This window comes from Virgibacillus salinus, assembly GCF_900102415.1.
In the GTDB taxonomy this organism is placed as follows: Bacteria; Bacillota; Bacilli; order Bacillales; family Amphibacillaceae; genus Lentibacillus; species Lentibacillus subterraneus.
In genome coordinates this window covers 871344-885010 of the sequence record NZ_FNKD01000002.1, presented here as the reverse complement: position 1 = coordinate 885010, position 13667 = coordinate 871344, and the positions used below count along the sequence as shown (strand labels likewise).

General features: G+C 37.1%; 10 protein-coding genes. 3 read left to right on the top strand and 7 right to left on the bottom strand.

All coding sequences use genetic code 11. The features are described from left to right. Positions 1-11: 11 nt before the first annotated feature. Complete coding sequence (locus BLS02_RS11250) at positions 12-1853, top strand: ABC transporter ATP-binding protein (protein ID WP_092493104.1); 1842 nt, start codon at positions 12-14, stop codon at positions 1851-1853. 338 nt (positions 1854-2191) lie between these two features. Here BLS02_RS11250 and cydC read toward each other — a convergent pair whose 3' ends face one another. Genes cydC through BLS02_RS11230 form a run of 4 tightly spaced genes read right to left on the bottom strand, consistent with a single transcriptional unit; the run spans position 2192 to position 8039 of the window. Next, entirely contained in the window at positions 2192-3910 is a 1719-nt protein-coding gene (gene cydC / locus BLS02_RS11245) for a thiol reductant ABC exporter subunit CydC (RefSeq protein WP_092493103.1), read from the bottom strand. Continuing rightward, positions 3907-5640 (bottom strand): thiol reductant ABC exporter subunit CydD, encoded by a 1734-nt coding sequence (cydD, locus tag BLS02_RS11240; protein ID WP_092493102.1) that lies wholly within the window; start codon positions 5638-5640, stop codon positions 3907-3909. Before cydD ends, cydC begins: the two co-directional genes overlap by 4 nt. Before the next feature lie 39 nt (positions 5641-5679). Continuing rightward, entirely contained in the window at positions 5680-6693 is a 1014-nt protein-coding gene (locus BLS02_RS11235) for a cytochrome d ubiquinol oxidase subunit II (RefSeq protein ID WP_175559477.1), read from the bottom strand. Next, positions 6693-8039: a cytochrome ubiquinol oxidase subunit I gene (locus BLS02_RS11230; protein WP_092493099.1), complete on the bottom strand. Its 1347-nt coding sequence runs from the start codon at positions 8037-8039 to the stop codon at positions 6693-6695. Before BLS02_RS11230 ends, BLS02_RS11235 begins: the two co-directional genes overlap by 1 nt. Before the next feature lie 313 nt (positions 8040-8352). Between BLS02_RS11230 and BLS02_RS11225 the strand changes: the two genes are divergently transcribed. After that, the gene (locus tag BLS02_RS11225; protein WP_092493097.1) at positions 8353-9015 is read left to right on the top strand and encodes a potassium channel family protein; all 663 of its coding nucleotides are present in this window, start codon (positions 8353-8355) and stop codon (positions 9013-9015) included. A 612-nt stretch (positions 9016-9627) separates the two neighbouring features. Here BLS02_RS11225 and rnjA read toward each other — a convergent pair. From rnjA to def, 3 genes are all read right to left on the bottom strand, one after another. Then, entirely contained in the window at positions 9628-11295 is a 1668-nt protein-coding gene (gene rnjA / locus BLS02_RS11220) for a ribonuclease J1 (RefSeq protein ID WP_092493096.1), read from the bottom strand. A gap of 3 nt (positions 11296-11298) precedes the next feature. Next, positions 11299-11514, bottom strand: coding sequence for a DNA-dependent RNA polymerase subunit epsilon (locus BLS02_RS11215; RefSeq protein WP_092493095.1), 216 nt, complete (start codon positions 11512-11514; stop codon positions 11299-11301). Positions 11515-12098: 584 nt separating this feature from the next. Beyond that, the gene (def, locus tag BLS02_RS11210; protein ID WP_092493094.1) at positions 12099-12650 is read right to left on the bottom strand and encodes a peptide deformylase; all 552 of its coding nucleotides are present in this window, start codon (positions 12648-12650) and stop codon (positions 12099-12101) included. A gap of 175 nt (positions 12651-12825) precedes the next feature. Here def and BLS02_RS11205 point away from each other — a divergent pair, with 175 nt between their 5' ends. Then, entirely contained in the window at positions 12826-13518 is a 693-nt protein-coding gene (locus tag BLS02_RS11205) for a YkyA family protein (protein ID WP_092493093.1), read from the top strand. The last annotated feature ends 149 nt before the right edge of the window (positions 13519-13667 follow it).

Here is a 13667-nt window from a genome sequence, read left to right as displayed (position 1 = left end):
GGGGACATGAAATGGCAAAAGAAAAAAAGTTACCAAAAGAAAATCGTCATCTGAAGCGATTCTATTATACAGTCGATCAAGCGGTCGAGAAGCCCTTTAACTGGCAGCAAATGTGGCGATTACTTGGTTATTTAAAACCATATTCCAAAACATACTTACCGGGTGCTATGATAGCTATGCTAGTTTCTACTGCAGTACGTTTACTTGTACCAATATTAATTGGTAAAGTTGCAATTGACGTAGCGATAGCCAATGAGGACCCAACAATGCTCACCTATCTTGTTATAGGGATTGGAATACTCTATTTAATAAGTTATGTTGGAAATGTTTACCGGATAAAGTGGGTTAATATATTAGGGCAGAATGTTATCTATGACATACGACAGCATTTGTTTTCTCATGTTCAGCGACTGTCACACCGTTTTTTCGATTCACGTTCAGCAGGATCGATATTAGTTAGAATTATGAATGATATCAATTCGCTTCAGGAGTTATTTACAAATGGAATTATTAATCTTCTTATGGATGTGGTTACACTAACAGGGATGATTGTCATCTTAGTTGCATTAAGTCCTAAACTGGCACTTGCAGTTATGATTATTCTGCCGATTATGTTTTATATTTCAACAAAACTCAGGAGAAGTATCCGCCGTTCGTGGCAGGATGTACGTATACAGCAATCACGATTAAATTCTCACTTAAATGAAAGCATACAAGGTGTTCGTATTACACAATCTTTCTCACAGGAAAAAGAAAACGAAGCATTCTTTGAGGGCATAAATACAGATAGCTTCGAGAGCTGGCGTGTGGCAACGAAGAAGAGTGCAATGTTTCGTCCTTTTGTAGAAATGAGTAATGCAATTGGAACAATTATCCTGATTGCTTATGGCTCCCATTTAATTTTATTAGGTGAAGCTAATGGCGGAATTGAAATTGGTACATTTGTAACGTTCGCTTTTTATTTAGGAATGTTCTGGGAACCAATTTCAAGATTAGGTCAAATGTATAATCAGCTTTTAATGGCAATGTCCTCATCAGAACGTATCTTTGAATTTCTGGATGAACAGCCAAATGTGAAAGAAAAAGAAGATAGTATTGAATTAACAAATATGAAAGGGCGAATTGAATTTGACCGTGTTCAATTTTCTTACGATAACGACCGCATCGCACTGCATGAGATTTCATTAGACATTAAACAGGGCCAGAATATTGCACTGGTTGGGCATACAGGAAGCGGTAAGTCTACTATATCCAATTTAATCAGCCGTTTTTATGACCCAACTGAAGGAACTGTTAAAATTGATGGACACGATTTACGAGACGTAAAGCTAGATAGCTTGCGCCAGCAAATTAGTGTAGTTTTACAGGATACCTTTATCTTCTCAGGAACTATTATGGAAAATATCAGGTTTGGTCAACCTGATGCATCAGATGAAGCAGTAATCGAAGCTGCAAAGGTTGTTGGGGCTGATGAATTTATTCAGCGACTTGCATACGGATATGAAACAGAAGTAGAGGAGCGAGGAAATATATTATCAGCAGGTGAGCGGCAATTGTTGTCATTTGCTAGAGCACTTCTTGCTGATCCGAGAATATTAATTTTGGATGAAGCAACAGCAAGCATTGATACGGAAACAGAAATGAAAATTCAGGAAGCTCTTCAACGATTATTAAAGGGTAGGACTGCAATCATTATTGCCCATCGCTTATCGACAATTAGAGAGTCTGATAACATTTACGTATTGGAAAATGGAAAAGTACTTGAGAATGGCAGTCATGATGAGTTAATGAAGCAGGAAGGGGAATATTTTGATCTTGTGAAATCACAATTTCAAATGCTCGATGCAATATAAACAAAAGCAACTTCTCAGTTGAGAAGTTGCTTTTTAATTTCGGTTATTATAGTAAAAGGTTGTTATCGTTGACAATAGATATAAACTGCGAAGTACTGTGGAAAAATACTCAACCGAGTCTCATAGCCCTGATGAAGACACGTTTCACACTATTTGAACAGCGTTCGGGTTCTCATAACCTTGTTGAGTGAGCCCATGGCTAGTAAGACTGCGAAAGTGCTCGCTTGAGCAGATGTTGCATTGGTATCGGAGTGGTGCAAAAGAAAATTTTCACTGTGTCGCAGTTTATATCAACTGCAATGCTTAAAAACCACAAAACCTACGATAAGTGTCCTGGTTTAAAGTAATTCTTTCTCGATCTGTTTCATTTTATAAAGGTAGCCTTTTTGCTGCATTAATTCATTAAATGTGCCGGATTCTATTATAGTCCCGTGTTCCATTACAATAATTTGATCCATATTTTCCAAGTTTGTTAAGCGATGACTGATAAGAACAAGCGTGTCATTTTTAGCTTGTTCGAAAAGATTTTTATAAATGGATTGTTCTGTAATTGCGTCTACAGACGAAGTGGGTTCATCCAGTAACCAAAGATGTCCATCTTTCAGCATTGCCCGGGCGATCGCAAGTCTCTGCTTTTCCCCGCCAGAAAGATTTTCACCTTTTTCATTTACCTTGTCTTCTAAGGAGAAGTGATCAAGCATTACTGTTGCTAAGGTAGCTTCCATTTCTGCGTCAGTTAATCCATCTTTGGCAAGCTCAAGGTTAGAACGTATTGTACCGAAGAAAAAATGGTTTTCCTGTAGAACAACTTTAGCATTTTTCCAAATTTCTTCTTGGTTTATTTGATTTATTGCTACATCATCTAAATAAATATTGCCTTGATTTGCTGGGCTGATTTTTAACAGCAGCTGTAGCAATGTTGATTTACCAGAACCGCTTGGCCCGACAATAGCTGTCTTCGAACATGCTGTTAGCTTTAAATAAATTTCCTCCAAGGTTGGTCTGGTTTCTTTCGGAAATGAAAAGGAAACATTAGTCATTTCAATGGAATGAGCGTTACTTTGCTGTAATTGCTCCTTATAATCTTGTTTTACTTTGTTTTTACTTTCCCAGTCAACTACAGAAAATAAGCGTGTTGCGGCCTGTTTACTGTCTTGTATATGGATTGGGAAAACTGCCATTGGAGAAGCATCTTCAAAAACAGTAAGGGAAATCATTATGAGCATTGCCAAGAAGATACCATCCAATTGACCGTCTACTACTAAATAGGCTCCTAATGCTAGTACTAGCCAGGATATAAAAAGCGCTACAAATGTGTTCATAGATTGACTATATAGCGTGTTGATGTTTTCGCGTTCTTGCTCTTTAATATAAGCGTCAGACGATTGCAATAGATTCTCTTCTTTCTCATGAAGCTTCTGGTATATCTTTAAATCACGAAAACCATGAAGAAATTCAGTAACTTCTGTTGTTAAATTTCCTCTTCCTTGCCGCACATGACTGTCTATTTTAGCTTGCCTGACAGCAAATAACGCAGGAATGACAAAAGCTGTTAATAGGAGGCCAATGAGTAATACAAGCGCTATATAAATTGAAACGAAAGACGTGAATAAAATCGTACATAAAAAGACGATCATTAAAACGATCGGCGGGTAAAATACCCTTAAAAAGAAATTCTGAAGACTTTCGACATCTCCAACAATTCTTGATAGGAGGTCTCCGCTGCGATATTTTTGAAATATTCCTGGTGTCAGGGGCTCGAGTTTCTCGAAAAAAGAGACACGGAGATTACTTAAAATCGTAAATGTTGCCCGATGAGAAAAGTATCTTTCAGCATAGCGGCTTATTGCTTTCGTAAATCCAAGCAGCTTTACCGTAGATGTGAGAATAATTAGGGCATATAAAGGAGGTGCCAATGCTGCCTTGGAAATTAAATATCCACTGGCAGCAAAGAGACCTACAGCAGAAATACCAGCAATAAAGCCAAAAATAATTGAATAGAGAATGTCTTTTTTTTCAATCATCATTAACTTAACAACAAGTGTTAAATCTCTCATTCTGGAGTCCCTCCCTGCTGGATAGATACCATATCACGATAGGTCGCTACCGATTTAATAAGCTCTTTATGGGTTCCCTCGGAAATTAATCTTCCATTCTCCAGGAAAAGAATTTTATCAGCGTTCTTGATGGTATGAAGGCGGTGTGCAACAGTGACAACAGTTGAGTTTTGCGACAACTCATTTATAGAATCCTGCAAAATCTTTTCTGTGTAAAGGTCTAACCCTGTTGTTGGCTCGTCGAATAGGATAATTGATGGTTTTTTCAAAAATGCACGTGCGATGGCGACCCTTTGTTTTTCTCCACCTGAAAGACCTCTACCTGCTTCACCGACTTGTGTATCATAACCATTTTCAAGTGAATGTATCATTTCTGCAATTCCTGCTTTTTCAGCAGCTTGCTCGATGCTTGTACGTGATGCATCCGTTTTTCCGCCAATTGCAATATTTTCTGCAATAGAGCCTGAGAAAATATAAGGGTGCTGGGAAATATAACTTAAATGATTAAACCAGTCTTGTTCTTGATAATCAGTCATCAAGCTATTATTATTTATAATTACTTTTCCTTCTGAAGGAGTAATTAGACCTGCAATTAAATGTAAAAGGGTTGATTTTCCAGAACCAGTTTGACCAACAATTGCTATTTGATTATAAGGTGGAATTATTGTATCTATATTAATTAAAGAAAACTGATCCTCTCCATAACTGTAAGCCACTCCCCGAAGCGAAATGGCTGGGGGAGAATTCTCTGATAAAGTCTTATTTCCCCATGGAATAATCTGTTCTGTTTCCTCCAATTCCTCTGCTACTTTATTTGCTGCCCCCATACTGCTACGGCTATTATGAAAGCTGCTGCCTAACTCCTTAAGTGACGTATAGAACTCTGGAACCAATACTAGAATAAAAAACGCAGTAAAGAATGATATACTTTTATAAATTATCAGCTGAATCGCTAGTTCCAGCGCTACAATTCCAATACTCAGCATGGAAATTAGCTCTAACATAAAGGAAGAGGTGAAGGCAACTTTCAATATTTCCATTGTAGCGTCCCTGAACCCTAGACTGCTTTTCTTGATAGCTTCCTTTTGTTGTTTTGCCCGGCTGAATAATTTCAGAGTGGTAAGCCCCTGTAACGTATCCAGGAATTTTCCGGAAAAGGATGCGAGCTTATCTAACTGCTCTTCAGATTTCTTTTTTGTTTGCATTCCAATAATAATCATAAAGAGAGGTATAAATGGGGCAGTGATTATCAATATGATCCCGGTGTTTACATGCTGTGTGAAGGCTACCACAAGGATTAAGAGAGGTATGAAAGCTGTTTGAATAACCTGAGGAAGGTATTGACTGAAATAGCTTTCTATTTCATCAACAGCATCCATCATGACACTTACCTTTTGCCCTGATTGTCCCTGTAACGAATTCTGTACAGGATTTCCTGAAAATTTACTTAAAAGCTTCTTTCGAAAATCCGTCTTGGCTTTGGCGGCCATTTGTACTCCCTCACGACCGCTTATATAAATCAATATTGTTCTAGCCAAAAGAGCTAGGAGAAGTCCTCCCAGCATAGGAAGGACTCCAGAAAACGACATTCCTTGCAGGAAAACACCGTCGATAACTGCAACAAAAAAATACGCCTGTAAAATAATCATCGCACCTGTGATAATGGATGAGGCAAACAGAAGTGATATGCTTTTTTTCTGTGTGAAGGCAATATCTTTTAAAGTACTCATATTGGCTGAAATCTCCTAACTTAAAATTATTCTAGCAGGTTATTTTTTGCCTTTAACATATTCAGCATTAAATAAAAACAGTCTCAATAGTAAAACGAGTGAAGGTATTAATAAACATAGGCCGGCTATGAATGCTACTATTAGGGCAATCCCCATCGATTCGTGGGTAGCTCCTTCTACTATAGTAATGTAAGGGTTAAGAATATAAGGTAAATGAGCTATTCCATAGCCGAAAAAGGCAAAGAAATACTGTAACATTATACTAATAAATGCAATGCCATAACGCTTACCCTGATAAATTAAGCCTATTGCCAACATGAAAAAACCGACTGACAAGCCAAACATCCACCATAGGTCAAGCATTTTTTCATAATGTCTCTCATTATGCTGACTTAATGCAATAAAGGTTGTTAGACTGGCTATTATCGTTGGTACACTCCAGAATAATGCATAAATTCGTACTAGCTTTAATGCAGGGTAGTCACGTGCGCGAGCAGCATAAAATGTCAAGAATGCAGCACTGATAAAAAGTACTGACACAATTGCTAGAAATACGACACTCCATGAATATGGACTTGTAAACAATTCTAAATACTTCAGTGAGACTTCTCCATTTTTCTCATCAATAAAGCCACCTTCTGACAGTGTTAATGCAGTAGATAAGGATGCTGGGATTAATAATCCGGTTGCACCATATAAGAACATATAAATATTGCTCTGTTTCGAACCATAGTTTTCAAATGCATAGAACGAACCTCGTATCGCAAGTAGTATGATTGCAATACTACCAGGAACTAGTAAGGCTGTTCCATAATAATAAGCCGTTTCCGGGAAGAATCCAACAATACCAACAAAGAAAAAGACAAAGAATACATTAGTTACTTCCCATACAGGAGATAAATACCTTGAGATTAATTGATTCATAATATGGTCTTTTTTCGAGATTTTGGCATAATATGCAAAAAAACCAGCACCAAAGTCAATCGAAGCTACTATTAAATAGCCATATAGGAACAGCCATAATACCGTAATTCCTATTAATTCATAACTCATTATTCATCACCCTTTTCTATGGAGGGATACTGTTTTTCGAGTTCTTCTTCGACCGGATTGTTACGGAAGAGTTTACGTAATGTGACAATACACAAAGTACCTAATACGATATATAAACCTAAGAACAAAAAGAACATCAGACCTATATAAGGGGAGGAAGTAGCTGCTTCGTCAACCGTCATATAGCCTCGTATAATCCATGGTTGGCGTCCTTCTTCAGCGTAAATCCAGCCAAACTCTATTGCGAGGAAGGCAAGAGGCCCACTAAATAGGAGAGACCATAAAAACCACTTGTTAAGTTCATTCCATTTTCTTATCATACTAAACACAAGATAGAGAAAAGATACTCCTAAGAGAGCCATTCCAATAGTCACCATTAAGTCAAACATATAATGTATCCAAAGGGGTGGTCTCTCTTTCTCAGGCGTTTCTTCCAGCCCTGTTACTTCAGCATTGAAGTCACCATGTGCAAGAAAACTCAAAAATTTAGGTATTCGAATTTCACCTATTATCTCATGCGTTTCATTCAGCCAGCCAAACACTACTAGGTCCGCACCTTGTTCAGTTTCAAAATGCCACTCTGCAGCAGCCAATTTTTCAGGTTGGTGTTCAGCAAGAAACTTAGCTGATGTATCTCCAGTCAGCAAATTTGCCGCCGCGAATATAAACATAATCGTTACAGTTAGCTTTAGCGCCTTTTGATGGTAGGCTGATGCTTTTTTCTTTAGAATTGTAAAAGCAGCTATAGCAGCAAGAAGTGCAGCACATGCTAAGTATGCAGAACTTAACACATGGAACACCTTTGATGGAGTAGCTGGATTTAGCATAGCAGCAAGTGGATTAACAGCCAAGAATGAGCCATCTTCCATTGCAAATCCTTCCGGTGTATTCATAAATGCATTTACGGTTGTTATAAAAACGGCCGATAGCCCTCCACCGATTACTATTGGTATGGATAAAAACCAATGTGTAAAAGGTTTTTTAAACCTATCCCAAGTGTATAAATAGATACCTAAGAATATAGCTTCAAAGAAAAATGCAAAGACTTCCATAAAGAGCGGCAGGCTTATGACATTTCCTGCAACCTGCATAAAGTTAGGCCACACTAATGATAATTGTAACCCTATTGCTGTTCCGGTTACAACACCTACCGCAACTGTAATGACAAATCCTCTTGCCCATCGTCTGGCCATCATCTTGTAATGCGGATCATTCTTTTTAACTCCGACAAACTCTGCTATCGAAATCATCAAGGGAACTCCAACGCCAAGTGTTGCAAATATTATATGAAATCCTAATGTCATTGCGGTAATCAATCTACTCATTAAGACTGTATCAAGATCCATTGTGTAAGCCTCCCCTAATAGTAAAGTATTTATTATACACATATTCAATACTGAGCATGTGTCGTTGACAATCTATTCATTTAAGATTTGATTGAGCAAAGGGAGATAAGCCGTTTAGGTTAACGGATTTAGTTTTCCCTATGTAGATAGTATAAAACATTTTGTTATGGTAAAAGCCCTTTGCTTATGACAGTTAATTGACATTTTTTAATACTAACTAATAATAAAGGTTAAAATTATCTTTAATCAATTTCACTTGTAATAGTAGTGTGGTAGACTAATTAAAAGTACGTTGAGTGATGGAGGAAATATTATGAAACGAGAATTCGCAGTTATTGGTTTAGGTCGATTTGGCGGGAGTATTTGCCGTGAATTAAGTATGGAAGGTATGCAAGTGCTCGCAGTTGACATTGATGAAGATAAAGTAAATGAATTTAAAAACATTGCATCACATGCAGTTATAGCAGATTCTACAGATGAGGTTACTTTAAAAGAGCTAGGAATCAAAAATTTGGATCATGTTATTGTTGCAATAGGTGATAATATTCAGGCAAGTATCCTCACAACTGTTGTTTTAACAGACCTTGGCATTAAGAAAATAACAGTAAAGGCTCAGAATGATTACCATGAGAAAATATTAAATAAAATTGGTGCTGATCAGGTTGTTCACCCGGAACGAGATATGGGGAAGAGGATTGCACATAACATAATCTCGAACAACATACTTGATTATCTGGAGCTATCCGATGACCATAGTATTGTTGAGGTGAAAGCTGGTGAAAAGATGCGCGGTAAAACATTAGTTGACCTTGATATTCGAGCAAATTATGGGTGTAACGTTGTTGCAATTAAGCATGGAAAAGATATTAATGTTTCACCAACCGCAGATGAAACTCTAGAGGAAGAAGATATCCTTATAGTTATTGGAGCAGATAAAGACATATCCAGATTTGAGAAGCATCTTATTATTGACTAAGCTTTATCTATGGGTATAGGTTGATAATTGTTAAAGAGCTCTCTTTTTACTATTATCGTTTCTCAACAAAAAAAAGTGGCATTAAAATTTAATTTTAATGCCACTTTTTTTATTGCAGATTCGATTGTATTAGTGAAGAAGGATTGAACAAAAGCGCAAGCGCCTGTTCAGCGCTGCGGGTAGGTCGACGTTGTCGCGCAAAGCGGCGGTCTTAGTCGATCTTCCTTTTCCCAGAGATTAGATGAACTTGACTTATCGCCAATGATGGCGAAAGTCAAGATGGATCTTATGCTTGGAAAGCGAAAAGAATACACGAAGAGTGTAAGCTGCCCCACAGGATGTGGTGGTTTTAGTCGAACATCCTTTATTTCTTATCGTAGACACGGGGAAGGAAGTCCCTAGGCGCTAGGCGCTGGCCGGTGAGTACGCCATGTCCTGTGGCGTCACCGGCACTAGTACGTCCTGTACGCGGCTGATTCGGGAGTCCAGTTATCTACATCACTTTAATTGTATAGTTTCCTACACAATTAAAAAGGGATGACATTATTCGTTAGCCATCCACAACTATAAGATGTGTTAGGCTTCATAAAAAATGTCATCCCAATTATTTGATCAGATTTCCATGATAATCGGTAATACCATAGGTCTGCGTTTCGTTTTTTCATAGAGGAATGGTGCGATAGTATCTGTTATTTCATTCTTGATTTCCGACCATTGTGTTGTCCTGCGTTCCATTACCTTGTCTAAATGATTTGATACAAGCTTCTGCGCTTCATTTATTAGGTCTTCAGATTCTCTCATATAGACAAATCCACGTGAGATAATGTCAGGTCCTGATGCAATTTTAAATTCTTTCATATTAATACTTACAACCACCATGACAAGTCCTTCTTCCGATAGAATACGGCGGTCACGCAATACAATATTTCCAATATCACCGATGCCGCTCCCATCCACATAAATAGAACCTGATGGTATTTTTCCTGCTACCATTGCATTATCTTTGCCTAAGGCAAGTACATCACCAGTATCCATAATAAATGAATTTGCTGGCTCTACTCCACATGCTTCGGCAAGCTTAGTGTGTTCTTTTAACATTCTGTATTCACCATGAATCGGCATGAAGTATTTTGGCTGGATAAGTCTTAGCATTAATTTCTGTTCTTCCTGGCTGCCATGTCCGGATGTATGAATATTACTTAGCCGGCCATGAATCACTTCGGCTCCAGCACGGTAAAGTTTATTAATTGTACGGCTTACACTCACAGTATTTCCAGGGATAGGGGATGATGAAAAGATAACTGTATCACCAGGAATAATTTGTATTTGGCGGTGTGTACCGTTAGCTATTCGAGATAATGCTGCCATTGGTTCCCCTTGTGAGCCTGTACAAAGAATGGTAACTTCATTTGCCGGAAGACGGTTAATCTGATTAGCTTCAATAAATGTGTCTTTTGGAGCTTGGATATAGCCCAGTTCCTGTCCGATTCGAATAGAAGTTTCCATGCTCCGTCCAAAGACGGCTACTTTACGGTTGTGTTTAACAGCTGCTTCAACCACCTGTTGCAGGCGATAGATATTTGATGCAAATGTTGCAAAGATTAGTCGTCCATCAGCTCTAGCAAAAATATCATTAATATTATCAGCAACAACACTTTCGGACATTGTAAATCCTGGTATTTCACTGTTTGTACTGTCTGAAAGTAAGCAAAGTACGCCTTCTTTACCTATCTCAGCCATTTTTGCTATATTAGCAGGCTCGCCAACCGGTGTGAAATCAAATTTAAAGTCACCTGTATGAACTACATTCCCAGGTGGAGTTTTTACTACAACACCATATGAATCAGGAATGCTATGGGTAGTATGGAAAAAGGAAATGGATGTTTTACGGAATTTTATAACATCTTCTTCTTGAATTGTATGCAATTTGGCATTTCGCAATAAGCCATGTTCATCTAATTTGTTTCTGATTAATCCGATCGCAAGTTTTCCAGCATAAATTGGCACATTTATTTCACGCAAGAGGTACGGAATTCCACCGATATGGTCCTCATGCCCGTGTGTTACGAATAATCCTTTAATTTTATCTTGGTTTTGAATCAGGTAGGTGTAATCTGGAATAACATAATCAATACCAAGTAATTCATCTTCAGGAAACTTAATTCCGGCATCGATTAAAATTATTTCATCTTGAAATTGAACACCATAAGTGTTTTTCCCAATTTCACCTAGTCCACCTAATGCAAAAACCGCTGTTTGGTCATTCTTTACGAATTTCATTGGTTAGACAGTCTCCAGGTTAAAATGTTCGGATTGTTTTTCATAATTTAAATGTGCTTCGTCCAATGGATGGATAAATTCAATATTTATATTATACTTGCGATCGTATAATTTGTTTCGTACCTCTTTTTCTGAATCTGCCTCAACATATAGGCTTTGTGTCCGTTCGCGTACAGGGACTTCTCCTGGTAATTCTTGATAAAAAACTTTAAAAATCATTTCATCTCTCCTAACTTCTTTTTTATTCTATTTTAAAATTTGCATTCCGTAATAATAAATTCCTATCCATTTGATAATACTGAGCATTACTTAATAAGCTGATGGCATTTAGGCGAACAGCTGTTTCATAACAATTCACATGTGTTTTCTAACCAATCGCTTTAATAATATGCAATGGTATAATTCGCAGTAAATTTGATTTGGTAATATTCTCCATTACATGATGGTTAACTCTGGTGGTAGTCCTTTTTACAAGTAGTAGGTACACGTCCTCTGCCTAAAAAATCCTTCCAGCGCTTTTTAAGCTTTTCTTTTAGGCGTTTTAACATGAGGTCTACATCTCCTTTCGATTATTTAAGAAAAGCACCAAAAAACGTTCTACCGATCCAACCCTCTTATTCATAGTATAATACTGTTTGAGGAAATTTGAAATAAAAACACTGCAATTGTTTAAAAAAAAGACTCTTTTTCTATATCAATGATTGATTTCTACGTGTTTTCCTTATGTATATTTTTAGCCTATAAATGATTCTTATACCAAAATATAATAATAGGGACGTGTGAATGTCCCCGTATTTTAAAAGTTATTCAATGGCTTTGGCGTTATCTGTCACAGTAAATGGATTATCTTTATTAATATGATCGTAAAACATAACACCGTTCAGATGGTCGATTTCATGCTGAAAGACTATTGCTGCATAATCCCTTAGACGTAACTTAAGTTCTGTACCGTCCAAACCAGTTGCTTTTACGGTAATTCTTGCGTATCTAGGTACATATCCTTCTACATTTCTATCTACTGACAAACAGCCTTCTCCAGAAGATAAATATGCTTCTTCAACCGAGTGACTGATAATTTTAGGGTTTATTAGGCCATAGCTATATAATTTTCCCTTTGAATCTTCGAAGTGAATTGCGACCATTCGTTTATTTACTGCCAATTGTGGTGCGGCCAACCCTACACCAGGCCTTAAATCATAGTCTCTTGCTATTGTTTCATCTTGACTATTTTTTAAAAAGGTAAGCATATCATTTAAAAGCTGTTTATCTTCGTCAGAAGGAGGAACTGGTACCTCATCTGCTTTTTCGCGTAATGATGGATGGCCTTCTCTGACTATATCATCCATAGTTATCATGCATTGACACTCCTTACAGTTCATAGTGATAATATTTTAACATAATATGAATTTTTACATCATAAATTTACTATAGGACAAGTATAAATTAATTAATTTGAACCTATTTTGTCTGAAAAATGTGTTATACTAAGGTATAAAATTTGCAGCTTAGATTGAAGGAGGATATTGACTCGTGGCGTTTAAAAAGTCGTTCTTTATTTTATTATTATTTATATTAGCGTTACTTACTGCATGTAGTGGGGCATCAACCTCAGAGCAGATTTATGATCATTTGGAAAAGGCAGTGGAACTAGAAGACACCTTTGTTAAGCAGCAGGATCCAATCGTGGAATTGGAAAAGAAGGAGCAGGAAATATATAGCCAAATAATTGACCTAGGCATGAATGAGTTTGAACAAATCAAGGAACTTTCCAAGCAGGCGATTGAAAATATAGATGAGAGAAAAGAGAAAATCGAGCTGGAAAAGGAAAGTATAACAGCCTCCAAAGAGGAATTCACAAAAATTGAAAGCATGATTGAAGATTTGGAACAAGAAGATGCACAAAAGAGTGCCCAAGAGATGTATAGTGTAATGACCGACCGGTATAAAGCATACGATAAATTATATCAAGCGTACTCCAAAACTCTAAAGCTTGAAAAAGATTTGTATACTATGCTGCAAAAGGAAGACTTGGAGCAAAAAACATTAACTAAGCATATAACAAAAGTTAATGATAGTTATCAACAGGTAATTGCAGCGAACAAAACATTCAATGAACGTACTACTGAATATAATGCATTAAAAGAAGAATTTTATTCTGCTGCTGGAATAGATGCGGAATTTGAAAATAATGCACCAACAGGTGAAAAGAACAGTACAGAATAGTCGAGTAAATATTGTAAGTAGGTGGAACCAAATGAAAATTCATTTGGTTCTTTTTTATTTGTATACTATTTGCTGTCAATTAATACAGTTTTAATTTGTTACTATAACAGATGGTTCCTTAAATGAGTGAATTTTATGTAAGCGATACA

Bases quoted from the DNA above. Each gene is read 5' to 3' on its own strand.
- BLS02_RS11250 (WP_092493104.1), top strand. From the start codon at position 12: ATGGCAAAAGAAAAAAAGTTACCAAAAGAAAATCGTCATCTGAAGCGA.
- cydC (WP_092493103.1), bottom strand. From the start codon at position 3,910: ATGAGAGATTTAACACTTGTTGTTAAGTTAATGATGATTGAAAAAAAA.
- cydD (WP_092493102.1), bottom strand. From the start codon at position 5,640: ATGAGTACTTTAAAAGATATTGCCTTCACACAGAAAAAAAGCATATCA.
- BLS02_RS11235 (WP_175559477.1), bottom strand. From the start codon at position 6,693: ATGAGTTATGAATTAATAGGAATTACGGTATTATGGCTGTTCCTATAT.
- BLS02_RS11230 (WP_092493099.1), bottom strand. From the start codon at position 8,039: ATGGATCTTGATACAGTCTTAATGAGTAGATTGATTACCGCAATGACA.
- BLS02_RS11225 (WP_092493097.1), top strand. From the start codon at position 8,353: ATGAAACGAGAATTCGCAGTTATTGGTTTAGGTCGATTTGGCGGGAGT.
- rnjA (WP_092493096.1), bottom strand. From the start codon at position 11,295: ATGAAATTCGTAAAGAATGACCAAACAGCGGTTTTTGCATTAGGTGGA.
- BLS02_RS11215 (WP_092493095.1), bottom strand. From the start codon at position 11,514: ATGATTTTTAAAGTTTTTTATCAAGAATTACCAGGAGAAGTCCCTGTA.
- def (WP_092493094.1), bottom strand. From the start codon at position 12,650: ATGATAACTATGGATGATATAGTCAGAGAAGGCCATCCATCATTACGC.